The organism is Gramella sp. MT6, assembly GCF_019357415.1.
In the GTDB taxonomy this organism is placed as follows: domain Bacteria; phylum Bacteroidota; class Bacteroidia; order Flavobacteriales; family Flavobacteriaceae; genus Christiangramia.
In genome coordinates this window covers 493,552-516,147 of the sequence record NZ_CP048410.1, presented here as the reverse complement: position 1 = coordinate 516,147, position 22,596 = coordinate 493,552, and the positions used below count along the sequence as shown (strand labels likewise).

Here is a 22,596-nt window from a genome sequence, read left to right as displayed (position 1 = left end):
CTATTCACTTGATGAAAAATACTAAACTCGCCGTTGGAATTCTTATTGGAATTGGTCTTCTGGCGATAGGTCTTCTCTTTTTAAATAATTATCTGGAGAAGAGAATAAAGACGGGCATAGAAGATAACCTTAAAAAAGCAAAAGTGACCTTTGATAAGGTCGATGTAAAATTGCTTGACCGTAAGGCTGAGGTTATCAATCCTTTTGCAAAATTGGAAAATAAGACCTTAAAGGTGGATACGATCAAACTGAATGATATTCACATTTGGAATTACATAACTAAAAAGGATATTGTGGTTGGAAATCTTCAGATCTCAAAACCAGTGGTTAAATTCTACAATTTTCAAAAGAAGTCCGAAGATTCAACTAATTCTGATAAAGCGAAAGGATCTTCTAAATTCAAAAATAAGATCCTCATCAAAAATGTGAATATTAGGGACGGGAGCTTTGAGATCTTTGAAGAAGATAGCACTAGTCACCGCCTCTTCGCGAATTTGAAAGCTATAACGATGGAGCAGGTGCGGGTCAATGCACAAACCCTCAAGGAAACCATTCCGTTTAATTATGAACTTATTCTGTTGAATGCCGATAGCCTGTTCTATGATATGGATAAACAGCACGAACTGGCTATAGGTGATCTCGAAATTGACAATAATAGAGTGACTATAGCAGATCTTAGCATCAATCCAAAATTTTCTAAAGAAGCTTTTCAAAAAACCATAAATAAAGAAAAGGACAGATATCAGCTTTCAATAGATACAATTTTACTGGCGGATTTGAACTGGACCATGCAGAATGATTCACTTAAATTCCAGAATCCTTACACTGAATTAAAGAGCGCAAATTTCAAAATATACCGTGATAAAACACTACCTGACGATAATAGCTTCAAACCCATGTATAGCGAGATGATCAGGAAAATGCCAATTCTAATACAGTTTGATTCTATCCAAATTGCGGATAGTTACTTAAAGTACGAGGAAAATATTCGTGATGACCGGGAGGCTGGGATGGTGGAATTTTCAGATCTTAATATGAGTATTTCGAACTTTACCAATATTGGTATAAGGCGGGAAGATTTTCCTAAAATTCAGGTAATTTCCAATGCTAGTTTTATGAAGGGTGCGCCATTACACATAGAATGGCAATTCGATGTAAGTAGTCGCTCAGACCAGTTCCAGATTTCTGGAGATATGGGAAGACTTTCCGCAGCGCAGATGAATGAGTTCTTTAAAGCTGGGATGAATATTGAAGCTAGTGGAGAGATCCTTAATATGTATTTCAATTTCTACGGAAATGAAAATCAGGCCCAGGGAGAGATGCGATTGGAGTATAAGGATTTTAAAGTTGAAGTTTTACGCAAGGACGGTAAAAGGAAGAATAAAATAATATCTGGTCTGGCTAACCTGATAGTTCGAAATAAAGCATTGAATAATAAAGCAAATTATAAAGAGATCAGTTATCAAAGGGATACCACTAAATCTTTCTGGAATTATCTTTGGAACCTGTTAAAGAATGGTGCTTTAAAGTCTTTTCTTTAGATCTTAAAGGTAACTACTGGTCTGGTAGAATGGTTTACCAGATCCTCGCTTATGCTGCCATTGAAAAAATGCGCAATACCCTTCCTGCCATGGGTAGCTATACCAATTAGCCCGGCATTGAACTTATTGGCAAAGTTTAGTATTCCCTGTTCAACACTTATATCATTAAATATATGAATCTGGTGTACCTTAGGTTCAAGATCACCAACAAATTCCTTTATCCTATTGTGAGCCTCCTTGCTGGTTACAAAATCATTAGGGGTATTAATAAATAACAGGTGAAGATTCGCACCAAGTGTTTGAGCGAATTTCAAAGCTTTGCTTAAAGTCTTCTTGTTATTAGGATTTGCATCGGTAGCGAATATAAAATTGTCTATTGCAAAATCGGAGATCTCGTTTTTGATAACAAGAACAGGAATCTCTGAATGTCTTACCACCTTTTCAGTATTAGAGCCAATGAACATTTCCTGGAATCCACTGGTGCCATGTGACCCCATCACAATAAGGTCGCATTTCTTCTCTTTACCTATCTCCATAATACCGTCAAAAGCACGGTGAAACTCTACTGTTTCGTGAACTTTTATTCCTTCCAGATATGGCTCCTTCATGATCTTATTAAATCGCTGATGGGCGAGTTTCATAAAGAATATGGCTTCAGGGAGATTCTGGCTGCTACCGCCCACTGGATCAATTAGCTGAAGGGGTAACTCCAGCATGTGGAGTAAATAAATTTCGCCATCAAATCTCCTGGCGAGTTGCGCAGCGACTTTCAATGCCTTTTCAGCCTGGTCGCTGAAGTCGGTAGGGACTAGGATATTTTTCATGATTGAAGTTAAATGCTTAGTAATTAATGTACTATTAAATTTACGAAGAATATTTTATCTGGTCCAGGTAAAATGTTTTTTTATAGTTGAAGGTATTTTGGGGATTAAAGCGGTTACTTGAAGAGAATTTACGTTTTAGCTCATTTCATTTATTTTCACGTTTTTATACTTGGAAAATATTGCTATATTTGCAGCGTTGAAACTAAAAAAAGTACAGCGAGGGGACAAAAGTCCCCTCTTTTTATAAACATATGCTGAAGGAGAAGGTAGAAAAGTTAGCAGAGAAGGTTTTTGAAGAAAATAATTCCTTATTTTTAATAAGCCTTGAGGTAAACTCCGCCAACCATATCAAGATCGTGTTGGACGGTGATGAAGGCGTTTCAGTAAATGACTGTATCATGGTTAGTCGTGCCATAGAGCATAACCTGGACAGGGAAGAGGAGGATTTTTCTCTAGAAGTTACTTCGGCCGGGGTCTCTGAACCTCTTTTAATGCCGAGACAATTCAAAAAGAATTTAGGTCGCAGGTTAAAGGTGAAGACTCAGGATGAAAAATTCGAAGGAGAGCTTCTATCTGCAGATGATAAGGAAATAAAGCTTTCATGGAAAGCGAGAGAGCCTAAACCGGTGGGTAAGGGCAAGGTTACAGTTCAGAAAGAGGCCGTGTTGCCTTATGCTGATATTGTGGAAGCAAAAGTTAAAATAACATTTTAATCACAAATTGATATGGAAAATATCGCGTTGATTGAGTCATTCTCAGAGTTTAAAGACGATAAACTTATAGATCGTGTCACGCTGATGGCGATCCTGGAGGATGTTTTTAGAAATGCTTTAAAGAAAAAGTATGGAGAAGACGATAATTTTGATATTATTGTAAACCCGGATAAAGGAGATCTTGAGATCTGGAGAAACCGAATTGTGGTTGCCGATGGTGAAGTTGAAGATTCTAACAGGGAAATCTCTTTATCTCAGGCTAGAAAGATCGAGCCCGATTTTGAGGTTGGTGAAGATGTTTCAGAAGAAGTTAAGCTGGTAGATCTTGGAAGAAGAGCGATTTTGGCGCTACGTCAGAATTTGATCTCTAAGATTCATGAGCATGATAATACGAATATTTACAAGCAGTTTAAAGATCTTGAAGGAGAGATTTATACTGCCGAAGTTCATCATATAAGGCACAGAGCCATTATTCTTCTTGATGATGAAGGTAATGAGATTGTGCTTCCAAAAGACCGACAGATTCCTTCAGATTTCTTCAGAAAAGGAGAAAATGTAAGGGGAATTATAGAAAGCGTCGAATTAAAAGGTAACAAGCCTACGATCATAATGTCCAGAACCGCTCCGGCTTTCCTTGAGAAGTTATTCGAACAGGAGATCCCAGAGGTTTTTGATGGTTTAATTACTATCAAGAAAGTAGTTCGTGTTCCTGGAGAAAAAGCCAAAGTAGCGGTAGATTCTTATGATGATAGGATCGATCCTGTTGGTGCTTGTGTAGGTATGAAAGGTTCCAGAATTCATAGTATTGTACGTGAATTGGGGAATGAAAATATAGATGTGATCAATTTCACCAATAATGAGCAGTTATTTATCACCAGGGCATTGAGTCCGGCGAAAATAACTTCCATTAAAATGGATGAGGAAGCAAGAACGGCAGAGGTTATGCTGAAGCCAGAAGAAGTTTCTAAAGCAATTGGTCGAGGTGGGCACAATATTAGATTAGCAGGTCAGTTGACCGGTTATGAGATTGATGTGTATCGTGAAGGTGTTGAAGAAGATGTTGAATTGAAAGAATTTACAGACGAAATTGAAGATTGGGTGATCGCCGAATTTTCTAAAATTGGTCTGGATACAGCGAAAGCTGTGTTAGAGCAGGATGTAGATGATCTTGTTCGTCGTACAGATCTGGAGGAAGAAACCATTAAGGATGTAATGGCTGTACTTCGTTCAGAATTTGAAGAATAATATTTTTTTAGAATACAGAATACATTAAAAGAGGTTAATTTAGAGGGCAATTTATGGCAGAAGCGAAAACAACGCGATTAAATAAAGTTCTACGTGAGTTCAATATCTCGTTAGACAGGGCTGTGGAATATCTTAATTCCAAAGGCTACGAGATAGACGCACGTCCAACTACCAAGATCTCGGGAGAAATCTACGAGGTGCTTTCTGACGAGTTCCAGACCGATAAGAGTAAAAAGGTGGCTTCCAAAGAAGTTGGAGAAGAGAGAAAGAAGGAGAAGGAAGAGCTGCGCAAGGAAATTGAGGAAAAACGTAAGGCTGAAGAGGTTAAGAAGGAGAAAGAGGAAGAGTCTGTCTCAGCCAGAGCGAAACTCGAGGGTCTAAAACCTGTCGGTAAGATAGATCTGGATAATAAATCTGGTGATAAGCCGAAGAAAGAGGAAGAAGCCGCCCCTAAAGAAGAAACGAAAGAAACTCCAGCTGAAGAGCCTGTCAAAGAAGCTGAAGAGACTAAGCCGACTGAAAAACCTGCAGCTAAAGCTGAAGAGAAGGAAGAAAAGCCTAAGCAGGAGGAAGCTCCTAAGAAAGAAGAGAAAAAAGCTGAAGAGCCTAAGAAGGAGGAGCCTAAGAAAGAAGAGGTTGCTGCTAAAGAGGAAGAGGCTAAAGAGGAATCTACTACTATAGAGACCAAGTATACTAAGCTTAGTGGTCCTAACTTTACTGGTAAAAAGATCGACCTTTCTCAATTCAAAAAGCCTGTCAAGAAGAAGGATGAGAAGAAAGAGGATGATAAAAAAGACAGTGATAGACGTAAGAAACGTCGTCGCCGTATTAGTAAAGATGTAAAAGGTGGAGGTGGAAATGCCCCACGTGGTGGAGCTAATAAAGGCGGAAGAAAAAGAAGTAAACCTATTACTAAAGAGGAGCCTACTGAGGAAGAAGTACAAAAGCAGGTGCGTGAAACACTTGAAAAACTTCAGGGGAAATCTTCTAAAGGTAAAGGTGCTAAATATCGTAGAGAGAAAAGAGATCAACACCGTCAGAGGTCTGAGCAGGATCTTGCACAACAGGAATCTGATGAAAAGATCTTAAAAGTTACTGAATTCGTAACGGTTAGTGAAGTTGCAACCATGATGGATGTTTCTGTAACTAAAGTGATCTCTGCATGTATGTCTCTTGGTATGATGGTTACCATGAACCAGAGACTTGATGCTGAAACATTAAGTATCGTTGCTGAAGAATTTGGTTACGAGGTGGAATTCACTACTGCAGATGTTGAAGAAACTGTAGAAGAAGTAGAAGAGAATCCTGAAGATCTTGAAACCAGAGCTCCGATTGTAACCGTAATGGGTCACGTTGACCACGGTAAAACATCGCTTCTTGATTACGTTCGTAAAGAGAATGTGATCGCAGGAGAAAGTGGTGGAATTACACAGCATATTGGTGCTTACGGGGTAAAACTTGAAGGTGGTCAGAAAATTGCCTTCCTTGATACTCCGGGTCACGAAGCCTTTACGGCGATGCGTGCTCGTGGTGCACAGGTTACCGATATTGCGATTATCGTGATCGCGGCAGATGATGACGTGATGCCTCAAACTAAAGAGGCGATCTCTCACGCTCAGGCGGCGGGAGTTCCAATCATTTTTGCGATCAACAAATCTGACTTGCCAACGGCAAATCCGGAAAAAATTAAAGAAAAACTTGCTTCCATGGATCTTCTTGTAGAAGACTGGGGTGGTAAGATACAGTCGCATGATATTTCTGCCAAAACAGGGGCGGGCGTAAAAGAATTACTTGAAAAAGTACTTCTTGAAGCTGAGATCCTTGAGTTGAAGGCTAATCCTAATAAGCTTGCCAAGGGTACAGTTGTAGAAGCATTCCTTGATAAAGGGCGTGGTTATATTGCTACAATACTTGTACAGGCTGGTACGCTTAAAGTTGGGGATTATGTTCTTGCTGGTAGACATAGCGGTAAGGTGAAGGCTATGCACGATGAGCGTGGTAACGAGGTTAAAGAAGCTGGTCCTTCTACACCGGTATCTATCCTGGGTCTTGATGGTGCGCCACAAGCGGGTGATACCTTCAAGGTGATGGAAGATGAGCGTGAAGCTAAAGACATCGCAGCTAGACGTACTCAGTTACAACGTGAGCAGAATGTTAGAACTCAGCGTCACATTACGCTTGATGAAATTGGTAGACGTATAGCTCTTGGAGACTTTAAGGAATTGAATATTATTCTTAAAGGTGATGTTGATGGTTCTGTTGAAGCTCTTACAGATAGTTTCCAGAAACTTTCTACTGAAGAGATCCAGGTGAATATCATACATAAAGGAGTGGGTGCGATCACTGAAAGTGATGTGTTGCTTGCTTCTGCATCAGATGCGGTAATTATTGGATTTAACGTTCGTCCTGCAGGAAATGCAAGACAGGTTGCCGATAAGGAAGAAATCGATATCAGAACTTACTCGATCATCTACGATGCGATCAATGATCTTAAAGATGCTATGGAAGGTATGCTTTCTCCTGAATTGAAGGAAGAGATTACTGGTACTGCAGAAATCAGAGAAACATTCAAAATCTCTAAGATTGGTACTATCGCAGGATGTATGGTGACTTCAGGAACTATTTATAGAAGTGCCGGAGTACGCCTTATTAGAGACGGAGTTGTTGTGTATACAGGAGAGCTTGCTTCATTGAAGCGTTTCAAAGACGATGTAAAAGAAGTTAAGAAAGGTTACGACTGTGGTATGCAGGTTAAGAACTATAATGATATTAGAGAGGGTGATGTTATTGAAGCCTTCAGAGAAGTTGAGGTTAAGAAGACCCTTAAGTAATCTAGGATATCATATAATAATAAAAAAGCGACTCAATTCTGAGTCGCTTTTTTATTGGATAATGTTTTAAGTTATTTTCGTTGTGGCTTCGGAATAAATGCTGCCGGAAAATTTTCTTTTATCTTTAATAATGCTCTATCTGCTTCCAGGCGATTTCTGAAGTTTCCTACCCAAACCTTATAATTTGGAGCCTCATAAGTAATTTGGGAGCTGTAAGAGTAAAGATCTCTATATTTCTTGATTACTTCGTTAGCTTCTCCATTATCACCGTAGAATAATTGGATGACATAACGGTCTCGTATCTGGTTATTTTTATTCAACTCAGCTTTCACATCCATTAATTTTTCTATCTTCTCATTTTGTTGAATGTTCACGTTACCTTGTTGAGCCCTCATTTTCAGGCTAAAAAAACAAAGAGATGCAGTGAGAGCGAAAAGGTGCAGGCTTTTTGGTTTTCTCATAGTAATTTGACTTTTGACAAATGTAAAATTAAATAACTTAAACAGGTTGTAATTTATTATTTAGAACTAATATAAATTAGTCATTAACACTTATGTAACATTCCTAAAATCGTCTGTATGTATTACTTTTGTGCACGAATTTAAAGGTACCTTTTTAGGTTTTTAGCCCTAAAATACTGAGTGTAAAAACCGTACCAAAGTTTAGACGTTAATCGAACTTATAATATGAAAAAGGTGATTTTCCGCCATTCAACTTCGCGACAACTACTATTAAGCGTAGCATTTTTATTGACATTTACCCTAAGTGGGTTTTCGCAAGCTCAGGCGGCGCAAGATGCGACAGCCCAGGCTGAGCCTGAACAGGAAGCTGCAGCTGCAGATGCCGGAGGTTCAGATCTAGGTGATCCTGCTGCCGGTAAAGAATTGTTTAATTCTTTATGTGCTGCATGTCATAAACCTTACTCAAACTCTATTGGTCCTGCTCTTCATGGGGTGACAGATAGACGTGACATGGACTGGATCCATGAGTGGGTAAAGAATTCTGCTTCTTTGATCGCTAGCGGAGATTCTCAGGCTAACGAGATCTACAATGAGTGGGGTCAAACCGCGATGCCTGCATTTCCTCAATTAAGCAATAGTGATATTGATAATATCCTTGCTTATGTTGAGCAACCAAAGCCTGAGCCACAAGCTGCTGCTGGGGGTGCTGCTGGTGAAGCAGGTGCAACCGGAGGTTCTGGTGGAGTATCTACAGATGTAATCCTTGGAATCCTTGTTTTTGTATTGGCTATTCTTTTACTGGTTCTATTCCTTGTGAATAAAACCCTTAGAACATTTGCAGATGCATCAGGGATCGTAATACCGGAAAAACCAAAAAGAAAACCTATCTACAAAGCTTTTGTAGAAAATCAATTCCTTGTATTGGTGAGTTCAATAATCGTGCTTTTGGCAGTTGGTTATTTCGCTTACGGATTTTTAATGCAGGTTGGGGTTGATAAAGGTTATCAGCCAATTCAGCCAATACATTATTCTCACAGAATTCATGCGGGAGATAACCAGATTGAGTGTAAGTATTGTCACTCTTCTGCAAGAACTTCAAAGCATTCAGGGATCCCTTCTCTAAATGTTTGTATGAACTGTCACAAAGCAATTGCTGAAGTGGCTCCTGAAACTGCTACAGAGGAATATTCAAAAGAATTTTACGATAAAGAGATCGCGAAGCTATATGATGCTGCCGGATGGGATCCTGCGTCCAGAACTTATTCTGGAGAGGAAAAACCTGTGAAGTGGGTGCGCATTCATAACCTTCCAGATTTTGCTTACTTTAACCACTCTCAGCACGTAAGTGTTGCGGGGATCGAGTGTCAGAAATGTCACGGTCCTATCCAGGAGATGGAGATTGTATATCAAGACGCTCCTTTAACAATGGGATGGTGTATTAACTGTCACCGTGAAACCAATATCAGGATCGAGGGTAATGAGTATTACGAAAAGATCCACGAGGAGTTATCGAAAAAATATGGTGTAGAAGAGCTTACTGCTGCTCAGATGGGCGGATTGGAATGTGGTAAGTGTCACTACTAAAATCCTGAGATTCAGGTATAATTTAAGAAGCTAATATCTAGATATAATATGTCATCAAACAAGAAATACTGGAAAAGTGTTGAAGAGCTAAATGAAAACAGCTCTGTTGTTGAGACGCTCCAACAGAAGGAATTCGCTGAGGAGATCCCGGTAGAGGACTTCCTTGGGGATAAAGAGAGTCTTGGAGATTCTAAAACTTCAAGAAGAGATTTCCTTAAGTATGTTGGGTTCAGTACAGCAGCGGCATCACTGGCTGCCTGCGAAGGCCCTGTGGTAAAATCCATTCCTTATGTGGTGCAACCCGATAGGATTGTTCCTGGGATCGCGAATTATTACGCATCTACGATTGCTGACGGTTTCGACTTCGCAAGCGTTTTGGTAAAAACTCGTGAGGGTCGACCAATTAAAATTGAAAATAATGACCTTTCGAAGTTTAAAGGCGGTGTTAATGCCCGTGTACATGCTTCGGTATTGTCGTTGTATGATACAAAAAGGGTAAAACGCCCAATGATCGAGGGAAGAAATGTTTCCTGGGAAGAATTTGACCGTGAGGTTTCTTCTGCACTGGATAATTCCAGTGGAGAAATTGTTCTTCTTACTCAAACATTCGCCAGTCCTTCGACTTCAAAACTTATTCAGGAGTTCTCTTCAAAATATGGAAATGTACGTCACGTAGTGTATGATGCAGTTTCAGAAGATGCGGCTCTTAATGCATTCCAGTCTAAATATGGAAGACGTGCGTTGCCAAACTACGACTTTTCTAAAGTTAAGACCGTGGTTAGTGTAGGTGCAGATTTCCTTGTAGACTGGCACGGAGGTGGATTTGATTCTGCTTTTGCGAAGACTAGAATTCCTGAGAATGGAAATATGTCTCGTCATATTCAGTTCGAATCTAATATGTCTTTAACCGGAGCAAATGCAGATAAGCGTGTTCCTTTAAAGCCTTCTCAGCAAAAAGCTGTAATGGCGGCCTTAAGAGGTTATATTGCTGGAGGTTCTTCTACTAGTGATCTTCCGTCTAAAATAGATGATGCTGTGGTGAAAGCTGCGAGTCAGTTAAGAAAGGCTGGTAGCGGTGCTGTAGTTGTGAGTGGAGTTCCAGATCAAGAAGTTCAGTCATGGGTATTGGAGATCAATGAGGCTCTTGGAAGCCGTGTTATGGATACTTCGAATGCCAGAGTTATTCGTCAGGGTAACGCAGGTGATGTTGCCCAGCTTGTTGAAGATATGAATAACGGAAGTGTTGGTGCTCTTTTGATCGCTGGCCTTAATCCGGTTCACACTCTTCCAAACGGAGATGAATTCGTAGAAGGTCTTAAACAGGTTGAAACTGTAGTAGATTTTACTACAAGGATCGATGAAACATCAAAATTAAGTAAATACGTTGCTGCTACTCCTCATTATTTGGAGAGCTGGGGAGATATTCAGTTTAGTGAAAGATCTTTCAGTTTAATGCAGCCAACTATTAGACCATTGTTTGATACAAGACAATTTCAGGATACTCTTTTGAAATGGTCAGGGAACAATGCTTCTTATTATGAATATATTAAAGAGACCTGGTCTGCAGGATTAGGTGAAAGAAACTGGAGTGAAGTGCTACATGATGGAGTATTTGAAGCTACGTCTCCTGTTGCTCTTCCGGTTTCTGAAAATTCAAACTCTTCTTCAATTTCATTCAATATGGATGAGTTGGAAGGTGAAGGTTATGAGTTAACTCTTTTTACAAATACTGCAATTGGGGATGGCCAGCAGGCTAATAACCCATGGTTGCAGGAATTACCAGATCCGCTTTCCAGAGCGAGCTGGGATAACTACGTAACCGTTTCTAGAGCTGATGCTGATGAGCTTGGATTGGAGAATGTGAATGTTGCCAATGGTGGACTTAACGGAAGCTATGTTAATTTAACGGTTGGTGATACTGTAGTTAAAAATGTGCCAGTATATATTATGCCTGGACAGGCAAAAGGATCTGTAGGTCTTGCGCTTGGTTATGGAAGAAAGGCAGGAGTTCAGGAAGAAATGCAAACAGGGGTAAACGCTTATCCTTTGTATAAGAACTTCAGCTCGGTACAAAAAGTAAAAATTGAAAAGGCTGCGGGTATGCATGAATTTGCATGTGTTCAGCTTCATAATACCTTAATGGGTAGAGGTGATATCATCAAGGAAACTAACCTTGAGATCTTTAACACCAAAGACGCTCATGTTTGGAATTCTACTCCTGAAGTTTCATTAGATCACCAGGAAACTCCTGTTACTTCTCCAGAGGTTGATATCTGGGATAGTTTTGACAGGACTACTGGGCCTCACTTCAACCTAAGTATAGACCTTAATGCCTGTACTGGATGTGGAGCTTGTGTGATCGCATGTCACTCAGAGAATAATGTACCTGTAGTGGGTAGAGAAGAGGTAAGAAAGTCTAGAGATATGCACTGGTTGCGTATAGACCGTTATTTCTCTTCTGAAGATACCTTTACAGATGACCTGGAGAAAAAGGAAAATATTGGTGGTCTTGGAAGTTCTCTATCAGAATTTGGAGAATTAGAAGAGCCTGCAGACAATCCTCAGGTTGTATTCCAGCCTGTAATGTGTCAGCATTGTAACCATGCGCCTTGTGAAACTGTATGTCCTGTAGCGGCAACTTCACACGGTAGACAAGGGCAAAACCAAATGATCTATAATAGATGTGTTGGTACGAGATATTGTGCTAACAACTGTCCTTACAAAGTTCGTCGTTTCAACTGGTTCAACTATGCTCAGAATGACGAGTTTGATTATCACCTGAACAATGACCTTGGTAGAATGGTACTTAACCCAGATGTTACAGTACGTTCAAGAGGGGTTATGGAGAAATGTTCAATGTGTATCCAGAAGACTCAGAAAACGATCCTTGATGCCAAGCGTGAAGGTAGAACGATCAAAGATGGTGAATTCCATACTGCCTGTTCTGCAGCTTGTGATAAAGGGGCGATGGTCTTTGGAGATGTAAATGACAAGGAATCAAAAATTCTTGAAAAGAAAAATGATGACAGGATGTATCATCTGCTTGAGTATGTAGGTACAAAACCAAACGTGATGTACCAGACAAAAGTTAGAAATACAACCGAAGCTTAAAATAACGAATAACTAAGAATCAATCAGATAAGGATATGTCTCATTACGAAGCACCTATACGAAAGCCTCTAGTTACCGGGAACAAAAGCTATCACGATGTGACTGTGGATGTTGCTGCTCCGGTGGAAGGAAGGGCGAATAAAACCTGGTGGATAGTTTTTGCTATCTCCCTTGTGGCCTTTCTTTGGGGTGTTGGATGTATAGTTTACACAATTTCTACAGGTATAGGTACCTGGGGATTAAACAAAACAGTAGGTTGGGCCTGGGATATTACCAACTTCGTATGGTGGGTAGGTATTGGTCACGCCGGTACACTAATTTCTGCCGTATTACTTTTATTCCGTCAAAAATGGAGAATGGCGATCAACAGGTCTGCAGAGGCTATGACGATCTTCTCGGTTATGCAGGCGGGACTTTTCCCTTTAATTCACATGGGGCGTCCATGGTTGGCATATTGGGTACTTCCAATTCCTAACCAGTTTGGATCTCTTTGGGTGAACTTTAACTCACCGCTTCTATGGGATGTATTTGCGATCTCTACTTATCTTTCGGTTTCACTTGTTTTCTGGTGGACTGGATTATTACCAGATTTCGCGATGATTCGTGACAGGGCAATTACACCTTTCACAAAAAGAGTTTACGGAATATTATCATTTGGATGGAGTGGACGTGCTAAAGACTGGCAGCGTTTTGAAGAAGTATCATTGGTACTTGCCGGATTGGCAACACCACTTGTACTTTCTGTACACACCATCGTATCTTTTGACTTCGCAACATCGGTGATCCCGGGATGGCACACCACCATTTTCCCTCCTTACTTCGTTGCGGGTGCGATCTTCTCAGGATTTGCCATGGTAAACACCTTGCTTATCATCATGAGAAAGGTTTCTAATCTTGAAGACTATATTACTATTCAGCATATCGAATTGATGAACATCGTGATCATGATCACGGGGTCTATCGTTGGTACTGCTTATATTACCGAGTTGGTTATCGCATGGTATTCTGGTGTAGAATACGAACAGTATGCATTCCTTAACAGGGCTACCGGACCTTACTGGTGGGCATACTGGAGTATGATGACCTGTAACGTGTTCTCTCCACAGTTCATGTGGTTCAAGAAGCTGCGTACAAGTATCATGTTCTCTTTCTTTATTTCGATCGTTGTAAACATCGGAATGTGGTTCGAGCGTTTCGTAATTATTGTTACTTCACTTCACCGTGATTATCTTCCATCTTCATGGACGATGTTCTCACCTACATTTGTAGATATCGGGATATTCATCGGTACTATCGGATTCTTCTTTGTGTTGTTCCTTCTTTATGCACGTTCGTTCCCTGTGATCGCTCAGGCAGAGGTGAAGACAATTCTAAAGGCTTCCGGAGAAAAGTATAAGAAATTAAGAGCTGAGCATGGAGATGATGTTTTGCATTATAATCCTGAAACAATAGGTAGAAACCCTGTTCGTAATGAAGAAGAGGGAGTACACCATAAGATCGAAGATACCGAGCATACTAAAAAAGTAGAAGCAGATCATCCTCATGAGGATACTGTGAATGCAGATGGTATGGTGGTTTCTGAAGTAATGAAAGATCGTATCGATGAGATGCTGTCTAGAATTGGAACTTATGACCCTAAGACTCAGGAAGCGTCAGATCTTACCAAATTGAAAAATGTAGGGCCGCTACTTCAGCAGCATTTACATCAGGTAGGTATCTACTTGTTCGACCAGGTAAGTAAATTAAAAGAACAGGATTTTGAATTGCTTGATGAAGTGATCGAAAACTTCCCTATAGAAGAGAATAGAGAAGGATGGGTTGAACAGGCAAACAAACTAAAAAATAAATAATCAGGATGGCATCTAAAGTATTACACGCTATTTACCGAGATGACGATTTGCTTCTACAGGCTGTGAAGCAAATTCGTGAGGCACGCTATCATATTGGTGAGATCTATTGCCCGTTCCCGGTTCACGGACTAGATAAGGCAATGGGGCTTGCTCCAACCAGATTGGCCATCACTTCATTTTTATATGGATTAGTAGGTCTTTCTGTAGCCGTAGCTATGATGAACTTTATCATGATAGAAGACTGGCCACAAGATATTGGTGGTAAACCAAGTTTCAGTTTTATCCAGAACATGCCGGCATTCGTACCGATTATGTTTGAATTAACTGTATTCTTTGCAGCCCACCTTATGGTAATTACTTTTTATATGAGAAGTAGATTATGGCCGTTCAAGAAAGCTGAAAACCCAGATGTAAGAACAACAGATGACCTGTTTCTTATGGAAGTTGATGCTGCCAATCATAATATAGATGACTTAACGGATTTCTTGTACAAGACCGGAGCATCAGAAATTAAATTAATAGAATAATAAATAGTGATAATGAGAAGTTTGTTCCATAAAACTATAGGATTTTGTCTGCTTGGATTTGCAGTTGTTTCCTGCAATGACAAGGGGGATCCAAACTATCAATACATGCCAGATATGTATGAGCCGGTTGGTTACGAAGCCTATGGTGAGTACGAGGTATTCGAGAATGGTCAGGAAGCTAAATTACCTGTAGAAGGTACTGTTCCTCGTGGTTGGTTACCTTACGATTACGAGAATAATCCTCAGGGATATGAAGCGGCCAAAGCCAACCTTACCAATCCTATTCCTTATACAGAGGATAACCTTGCAGAAGGAAAATCCCTTTACACTATTTATTGTGCAGTTTGCCACGGAGATAAAGGAGATGGTAAAGGTATCCTTGTGGAAAGAGAGAAGATACTTGGTATCCCGTCTTATGATGATGCAGGTCGGGCGATTACTGAAGGTAGTGTTTACCACGTAATGTATTATGGTATCAACAACATGGGATCTTATGCCTCTCAAACTTCTATCAAAGAACGTTGGCAGATAGATCACTATGTGATGAGCCTGAAAGATGAATTGGAAGGGAAGCCTGAGAGAGAATTTGAGGAGGAATCTGAAGTGCAGGAAAGTTTATTGCCATCCAGAGCCGATGCAAATTTATATGACGACGCAGGTGATGTAGAGTCTGAGCAGGCTACCGAAAACAACCAAACCGAAACTCAAGAATAAAGATTTAGATCTATCGATATGTATACGCTATCCAGTAAATTAAAATTAACAGCAATCATTTTTATGATTGTTGGGGCTATAGGTCTCATTTATGGATTCATCGCTGCACCAGAAACTGTTGAGGATGTTAAAGAAATGATGGCATCTGAGCATCATGGGGAAGAGCATGGAGAAGAAATTAATGTAGAACAGCTTCCTGGTGAGAATGTAACCGTTGAAAATATAGAAGGATACGAAAGTGAAACTTCTCATGGAGAAGGAGCTCATGCTGAAGCTGGCGCTGAAGCAGGGCATGGTGAAGAAGCTTCTCATGATAATGAACATTACGAGCATATTTTGCATCAATTGCAGAATAAGCCATGGGCTGCACTTTATGTAGCTGCGTTCTTTTTCTTTATGATATCTCTTGGAGTCTTGGCATTCTATGCTATTCAATATGCAGCACAGGCTGGATGGTCTCCAGTACTTTTCAGAGTAATGGAAGCGATCACCGCTTACCTTGTTCCTGGTGGGATCATTGTATTTGTTCTGCTTGTTCTTTCAGGTCTTCATTTAAACCACCTTTTTGTGTGGATGGATCCGGAAGTAGTAGCTCACGATGAGATCATTCAGAATAAAACAGCATACCTTAATGTGCCATTCTTCCTTATTAGAGCGGCGATTTATTTAGGTGGTTGGATATTGTTCAGACAACTTCTTAGAAAGAACTCTATTAAGATGGATGATGCAACAGATAACAGAATTTTCAAAAAGAACTTCAAACTTGCTGCAGGATTTCTAGTGTTCTTTATCGTGACTGAATCTATGATGTCATGGGACTGGATCATGAGTTTAGATCCGCACTGGTTTAGTACCTTATTTGGATGGTTCGTATTTGCAAGTCTGTTCGTATCTGGTATTACTACAATTGCCATTATCAGTATTTACCTTAAATCAAGAGGATATCTTGAATTCGTGAACGATAGTCATATTCATGACCTTGCTAAGTTTATGTTCGGTATCAGTATTTTCTGGACCTACCTTTGGTTCTCTCAATTTATGTTGATCTGGTATTCTAATATTCCTGAAGAGGTAGTATACTTCATCCAGAGAATTGAAGATTATCAATTACCATTCTTCGGAATGCTGATCACCAACTTCCTTTTCCCGGTATTATTACTAATGAATAGTGATTATAAGAGAGTGAACTGGTTCGTGATCATGACGGGAATTGTTATCTTATGTGGTCATTACCTGAATGTTTATGTGATGGTGATGCCAGCTACGGTAGGAGAGTCATGGTTCATTGGAATTCCTGAAATAAGTGCAGTATTGTTATTTGGTGGATTGTTCACCTTTATAGTATTTAATGCGCTTACCAAAGCACCACTGTTGGTGAAAGGGAATCCTTTTATCAAGGAGAGTAAGCATTACCATTATTAATTAAGATTGATTGTTTAAAGAAGAACTTATAAAATGACCGTATTTTTAGTAATCATAGTACTAGCACTTCTGGCCGTTACAGGTTGGCAGATCTCTAAGATCTTTCAGTTATCTAAGAGACCCGATGCCGATACTTCTCAGATTGCAAACGATAAGGATAACAACTTGCAGGGTATCCTGATGTTAGCTTTCGTAATTTTCCTTTACGTAATTACCGTTTACTGTTTCTGGGAGTATGGAAGATTCTATCTGCCAGAATCAGCTTCTGAACATGGTAGTGAATATGACACTTTAATGTTTATCTCTATTGGTTTGATCATGTTCGTACAGATCATTACCCAGGGTTTACTACACTACTTTGCATTCAAATACAAAGGAAAGAAAACTCAGAAAGCATTATTTTATGCAGATAACGATAAGCTTGAGTTCATCTGGACGATCATTCCTGTGATCACACTTGCAGGGCTTATCATCTATGGTCTATTTACCTGGAGTGATATTATGAATATCAACGAGGAAGAAGATCCTATGGTTATCGAACTGTATGCATACCAGTTTGACTGGAGAGCTAGATATTCTGGTGAAGACAACACCTTAGGAAAAGCTAACGTTCGTTTTATCGAAGGGGTAAACCAGTTAGGAGTAGACGAGTCTGATTCTTATGGTAAAGATGATAAGATCGTGACAGAACTACATTTACCTGTAGGTAAGCCAGTATTGTTCAAATTCCGTTCTCAGGACGTATTACACTCAGCATATTTCCCATTCTTTAGAGCACAGATGAACGTTGTTCCTGGAATGATCACTCAGTTTGGATTCACTCCAACCATTACTACTGAAGAAATGCGCGAGAGTGAATATATGGTAGACAAAGTGAAGAGTGTAAATGAAGAAAGAAGGGAAAGAAATGAGGCATTAATTGCAGAAGGAGAACCTACGCTTGATAGCTATGAATTTGATTACTTCCTTCTTTGTAACAAGATTTGCGGGCAGGCTCACTATAATATGCAGATGAAGATCATAGTGGAGTCTGAAGAAGATTTCAATACATGGCTAGAAGAGCAGCCTACTTTTGGCAGTACTATGGAAGACAGTAATGCCCCTGCAGAGTCTGAAGAAGCTGCAGAAGAACAGCCAGCATCTGAAGATGAAGAGCAGGAGACAGAAAATACGCCACAGGAAGATGATGCAGTGGCAGTAGTAGATAACGAATAAAAAATAAGCTAAAGAATAAGAGATATGTCAGCAATTGCAACAGCACCGGCACACGATCACCATGATGATCACGGACATCATCATAAGGAGACTTTTATAACAAAATATATCTTTAGTCAGGATCATAAGATGATTGCCAAGCAATATCTTATTACCGGGCTTATTATGGGGATAATAGGTATCGGTATGTCGATCCTTTTCCGTATCCAGCTTGCCTGGCCAGAACAATCTTTCTGGATCTTTGAAGCATTATTGGGTGAGAGATGGGCTCCAGACGGAGTAATGTCTCCAAGTATCTACCTTGCATTGGTGACCATTCATGGTACGATCATGGTATTCTTCGTACTTACCGCTGGTTTGAGTGGTACGTTCTCAAACTTATTGATTCCTTTGCAAATTGGTGCACGAGATATGGCCTCTGGATTCCTTAACATGGTTTCTTACTGGTTGTTTTTCCTTTCTAGTGTGATCATGTTGGCTTCTCTTTTCGTTGAATCTGGTCCTGCAATGGCCGGTTGGACGATCTATCCTCCATTGAGTGCTCTTCCTGAAGCTATTAGTGGTTCGGGAACAGGGATGACTCTTTGGTTGGTTTCTATGGCTATCTTTATCGCATCTTCTTTGCTTGGATCTCTTAACTACATTGTAACAGTAATAAATCTAAGAACCGAAGGAATGTCTATGACCAGGCTTCCTCTAACTATCTGGGCTTTCTTTGTAACTGCTATTATTGGTGTGGTATCGTTCCCGGTACTACTTTCAGCGGCATTGTTACTTATAATGGACCGTAGTTTTGGTACTTCATTCTTCCTTAGTGATATCTTTATCAAAGGAGAGGTTTTAAGTCACCAGGGAGGTTCTCCAGTATTATTCGAACATTTATTCTGGTTCCTGGGTCACCCAGAGGTATATATTGTACTTCTTCCGGCTTTAGGTATCACCTCTGAAGTTATTGCCACTAACTCACGTAAACCAATTTTTGGTTATCGTGCGATGGTTGCTTCGATCTTAGCGATCGCATTCCTTTCAACAATTGTTTGGGGTCACCATATGTTTATTTCAGGGATGAATCCATTCCTTGGATCTGTATTTACCTTTACAACATTACTGATTGCGATTCCTTCAGCAGTAAAATCATTTAACTATATAACCACATTATGGAAGGGTAACCTCCAGATGAACCCGGGTATGTTATTCTCGATAGGTCTGGTTTCAACTTTCATTACAGGTGGTCTTACAGGTATTATCCTTGGGGATTCTACCCTGGATATTAACGTGCACGATACTTACTTCGTGGTTGCTCACTTCCACCTGGTAATGGGTATCTCTGCACTTTACGGACTATTCGCCGGGGTTTACCACTGGTTCCCTAAGATGTTTGGAAGAATGATGAACAAGAACCTTGGTTATGTTCACTTCTGGGTGACCGCTGTAGGTGCTTATGGGGTTTTCTTCCCAATGCACTTTATTGGTATAGCTGGTCTTCCAAGACGTTATTATACAAATACAAATTTCCCATACTTTGATGACTATGCAGATGTGAACGTGATTATTACGGTTGCTGCGATCATCACTGCCCTTGTACAGATAGTATTTATCTACAACTTCTTCAACTCTATCTTCTTCGGAAAGAAAGCAGTTCAGAACCCTTGGAGATCGAATACATTAGAATGGACTACTCCTGTGGAGCACATCCACGGAAACTGGCCTGGTAAGATCCCTTCTGTATATCGTTGGGCTTACGATTACTCTAAGACTGGTGAAGACGGTGAGTATGTGATCAAAGGACAGGATTTTGTTTCTCAGACCACACCTCTGCAAGAAGGAGAGGAAGAGCTGAACCATTAAGCAAGACCCTAACATATAAGATTTTTGAAAAGCCTTTTCCTCACCGGAAGAGGCTTTTTTAATTATCTTTGGGTTCATATTTAGCCGGAATTCCTGTGTAATATTCCTTATATTAATCCGGATAACAGATCTTATGATGAACGAAAATCTCGATGCCAGTGGAGAAAATTTTTCTCCGGAAGAATTTGATATAGAAAGAGCTTTAAGACCCCTGACGTTTGATGACTTTGCGGGACAGGAACAGGTCCTTGAAAATCTTCAGGTATTTGTACAGGCGGCCAATTTAAGAGGAGAGGCATTGGATCATACTTTATTTCATGGACCTCCGGGATTAGGTAAAACAACTTTGGCACATATTCTGGCCAATGAGTTGAATGTAGGTATTAAGATCACCTCGGGTCCTGTTCTGGATAAACCTGGAGATCTTGCAGGGCTCCTAACGAATCTTGATGAAAGAGATATCCTTTTTATAGATGAGATTCATAGATTAAGCCCCATCGTTGAAGAATATTTATATTCTGCGATGGAGGATTATCGAATAGATATTATGATCGAAACGGGTCCAAATGCCCGGACGGTTCAGATCAATTTAAATCCTTTTACCCTGATAGGAGCGACAACCAGGTCAGGTCTTCTTACAGCTCCTATGAGGGCTAGGTTTGGTATTTCTAGTAGACTTCAATATTATACCACCGAATTACTTTCTGGTATTGTAGAACGTAGCTCAGACATTTTAAAGGTTCCTATCACTCAGGATGCTGCCATTGAGATTGCCGGCAGAAGCCGGGGTACTCCGAGGATTGCTAATGCTCTGCTAAGGAGGGTTCGTGATTTCGCTCAGATAAAAGGGAATGGAAAGATAGATATTGAAATTGCCAGGTTTGGTTTGAAAGCTCTGAATGTTGATGCACATGGCCTGGATGAAATGGATAATAAGATCCTAGCTACAATCATTGATAAATTCAAAGGTGGGCCGGTTGGAATTACCACTCTTGCCACGGCTGTAAGCGAAAGCGCAGAAACTATAGAAGAGGTGTATGAGCCATTTCTTATTCAACAGGGGTTTATTTACAGAACTCCTCGCGGCCGGGAGGTGACCGAACATGCATACAAGCATCTGGGAAGAATAAAGGGTAGTACCCAGGGCGGTTTATTTTAGACCTTTTTGGTAAAGGATTTATTTCTGTTACTTTTCTGTCTTGCAGACCCTGTGATTTTGGAGTTTCAGCCTGCCAGTAAATCTACCTTGAAGGATCCTTAGAACTGTATGTTCCTGAAGGAATAGAATTAAAAAAGAGAATGCAAAATGACTATGAATAGAAAGATCCCTGAAGTTTCCTTGATTAAATTTCTTAAGCATTCTGCTAATATTTTAAAGAATCCATTGCCTTTTCATTCCAGGAATTTTCAGGAAAAGGGAGATACTTTTAGATTGAACATCGGTTTTAGTAAATCGGTAATATTTTCCAGGGATGCCGGTCTCCTCGAATATGCCTTGCAAAAGAACCAGAAGAATTTTGTGAAATCTGAGATACAGACTAAAGACCTCGTTAAGTATGTGGGTGAAGGTTTACTAACTTCAGAAGGAGAGCACTGGAAAAAACAACGAAAACTCATTCAGCCGGCATTTCATAAGAAGAAACTTACCAATCTTCTGGCTGCCATTAAAGAGGCCATTCTTCTGGAATACGAAAAAATCACTCCGGCTAAAGAGATCGATATATTTCCAATTTTCAATGACCTGGCTTTTCAGACGGTAGTTAAATCACTTTTTAGTAGTGCGGCAAACCAGGAGGAGATCAACAGGCTGCAGTTTATAACAGAAGAGACTCAGAAAATGCTGGTAAAGGAATTGCGGCAACCTTATCTTGGCTGGTGGTTCAAAGCGAGTGGGAAAATAGACAGTTACCTTAAATTGACTGCGGAAGCGAGAGAAATCCTTAAAGGTATCGTTCAGGAAAGAAGGGAGTCAGATGAAAAATTTGATGATCTTCTGGATATGCTCTTGGAATCTAAATATGAGGATGGGAATTTCATGGATGAGGAACAATTGATCGATGAGATCCTGATCTTATTCACCGCTGGACACGAAACAACCTCTAATGCTCTTACGTTTACCTGTGAACTTTTAGCTAGAAATCCAGAATGGCAGGAAAAGATATATCAGGAAATCACGTCACTTATAAGTGAGCATGATGATCTTATGACTATTGTAACAGGAGCGTTGATTACGCAACAGGTAATAGAAGAGTCCATGAGGCTTTATCCTCCTGCTTATTTTATAGACCGTGTAAATGTTCAGGCAGATGAATTTGAAGGCAAATACTTTGAACCCGGTTCTAATTTGTTGTTTTCCCTGTATGAAATTCACCGGCATCCCGATCTTTGGGATGATCCTGAGGATTTTAAACCTGATAGATTTGATGGAAACAGCAGGAAGTATTCCTCGCAATATTTTCCTTTTGGGGCAGGCCCCAGGAAATGCATAGGGAATAATTTTGCCATGTTCGAGATGATCATAGCAATAACCGAGCTGATTTTGGAGTACAAAATCTCACCAGTTTCTGCTCCCATTGAAATAAAACCGCTTATTACGTTAAAGCCAAAGAATGCTGTTTTGAAATTTGAAAAACGTACCCGATTTTCTTGAAATAATGGAATTAAATTAAAGGGATAACCCCTATTGAAGGAGTATCTAATTAAAATTATT

The 22,596-nt window shown here is 40.0% G+C and carries 16 protein-coding genes; 14 read left to right on the top strand and 2 right to left on the bottom strand.

Annotated elements, in window-relative coordinates; genetic code table 11:
• Positions 1-11 precede the first annotated feature (11 nt).
• Complete coding sequence (locus G3I01_RS02265) at positions 12-1,541, top strand: hypothetical protein (RefSeq protein ID WP_219550689.1); 1,530 nt, start codon at positions 12-14, stop codon at positions 1,539-1,541.
• On the opposite strand, the gene G3I01_RS02260 is transcribed toward G3I01_RS02265, so the two are convergent.
• Positions 1,538-2,365: a universal stress protein gene (locus G3I01_RS02260; protein WP_219550688.1), complete on the bottom strand. Its 828-nt coding sequence runs from the start codon at positions 2,363-2,365 to the stop codon at positions 1,538-1,540. The two genes, G3I01_RS02265 and G3I01_RS02260, sit on opposite strands and share 4 nt — an antisense overlap.
• 251 nt (positions 2,366-2,616) lie before the next feature.
• Between G3I01_RS02260 and rimP the strand changes: the two genes are divergently transcribed.
• The 3 genes from rimP to infB are packed head-to-tail and all read left to right on the top strand — an operon-like array spanning position 2,617 to position 7,154.
• Positions 2,617-3,078 (top strand): ribosome assembly cofactor RimP, encoded by a 462-nt coding sequence (gene rimP / locus G3I01_RS02255; protein ID WP_219550687.1) that lies wholly within the window; start codon positions 2,617-2,619, stop codon positions 3,076-3,078.
• 12 nt (positions 3,079-3,090) lie between these two features.
• Complete coding sequence (nusA, locus tag G3I01_RS02250; protein WP_108170420.1) at positions 3,091-4,323, top strand: transcription termination factor NusA; 1,233 nt, start codon at positions 3,091-3,093, stop codon at positions 4,321-4,323.
• Between the two features lie 53 nt (positions 4,324-4,376).
• On the top strand, positions 4,377-7,154 hold the full coding sequence (gene infB / locus G3I01_RS02245; RefSeq protein ID WP_219550685.1) for a translation initiation factor IF-2: 2,778 nt from the start codon (positions 4,377-4,379) through the stop codon (positions 7,152-7,154).
• A 71-nt stretch (positions 7,155-7,225) separates the two neighbouring features.
• On the opposite strand, the gene G3I01_RS02240 is transcribed toward infB, so the two are convergent.
• Entirely contained in the window at positions 7,226-7,615 is a 390-nt protein-coding gene (locus tag G3I01_RS02240) for an SPOR domain-containing protein (RefSeq protein ID WP_219550684.1), read from the bottom strand.
• A 225-nt stretch (positions 7,616-7,840) separates the two neighbouring features.
• On the opposite strand from G3I01_RS02240, the gene G3I01_RS02235 reads away from it, so the two are divergent.
• The 10 genes from G3I01_RS02235 to G3I01_RS02190 all read left to right on the top strand — a co-directional run bounded on the left by G3I01_RS02235 (position 7,841) and on the right by G3I01_RS02190 (position 22,536).
• Entirely contained in the window at positions 7,841-9,199 is a 1,359-nt protein-coding gene (locus G3I01_RS02235) for a c-type cytochrome (protein WP_219550683.1), read from the top strand.
• Between the two features lie 48 nt (positions 9,200-9,247).
• Entirely contained in the window at positions 9,248-12,310 is a 3,063-nt protein-coding gene (locus G3I01_RS02230) for a TAT-variant-translocated molybdopterin oxidoreductase (RefSeq protein ID WP_219550682.1), read from the top strand.
• A gap of 35 nt (positions 12,311-12,345) precedes the next feature.
• On the top strand, positions 12,346-14,160 hold the full coding sequence (gene nrfD / locus G3I01_RS02225) for an NrfD/PsrC family molybdoenzyme membrane anchor subunit (RefSeq protein WP_219550681.1): 1,815 nt from the start codon (positions 12,346-12,348) through the stop codon (positions 14,158-14,160).
• Positions 14,161-14,165: 5 nt separating this feature from the next.
• Positions 14,166-14,687, top strand: a complete 522-nt coding sequence (locus G3I01_RS02220; protein ID WP_219550680.1) for a DUF3341 domain-containing protein — start codon at positions 14,166-14,168, stop codon at positions 14,685-14,687.
• 12 nt (positions 14,688-14,699) lie between these two features.
• Positions 14,700-15,401: a cytochrome c gene (locus G3I01_RS02215; protein ID WP_219550678.1), complete on the top strand. Its 702-nt coding sequence runs from the start codon at positions 14,700-14,702 to the stop codon at positions 15,399-15,401.
• 18 nt (positions 15,402-15,419) lie between these two features.
• Positions 15,420-16,823 carry a quinol:cytochrome C oxidoreductase gene (locus G3I01_RS02210; RefSeq protein WP_219550674.1) on the top strand — a complete coding sequence of 468 codons (1,404 nt, stop codon included), beginning with the start codon at positions 15,420-15,422 and terminating at the stop codon, positions 16,821-16,823.
• Between the two features lie 33 nt (positions 16,824-16,856).
• Positions 16,857-18,038 (top strand): cytochrome c oxidase subunit II, encoded by a 1,182-nt coding sequence (locus G3I01_RS02205; protein ID WP_219550672.1) that lies wholly within the window; start codon positions 16,857-16,859, stop codon positions 18,036-18,038.
• 24 nt (positions 18,039-18,062) lie between these two features.
• Positions 18,063-19,886 carry a cbb3-type cytochrome c oxidase subunit I gene (locus G3I01_RS02200; RefSeq protein WP_219550664.1) on the top strand — a complete coding sequence of 608 codons (1,824 nt, stop codon included), beginning with the start codon at positions 18,063-18,065 and terminating at the stop codon, positions 19,884-19,886.
• Between the two features lie 136 nt (positions 19,887-20,022).
• Positions 20,023-21,045: a Holliday junction branch migration DNA helicase RuvB gene (gene ruvB / locus G3I01_RS02195; RefSeq protein WP_219552748.1), complete on the top strand. Its 1,023-nt coding sequence runs from the start codon at positions 20,023-20,025 to the stop codon at positions 21,043-21,045.
• A gap of 147 nt (positions 21,046-21,192) precedes the next feature.
• The gene (locus G3I01_RS02190) at positions 21,193-22,536 is read left to right on the top strand and encodes a cytochrome P450 (RefSeq protein ID WP_219550662.1); all 1,344 of its coding nucleotides are present in this window, start codon (positions 21,193-21,195) and stop codon (positions 22,534-22,536) included.
• Positions 22,537-22,596: the final 60 nt, after the last annotated feature.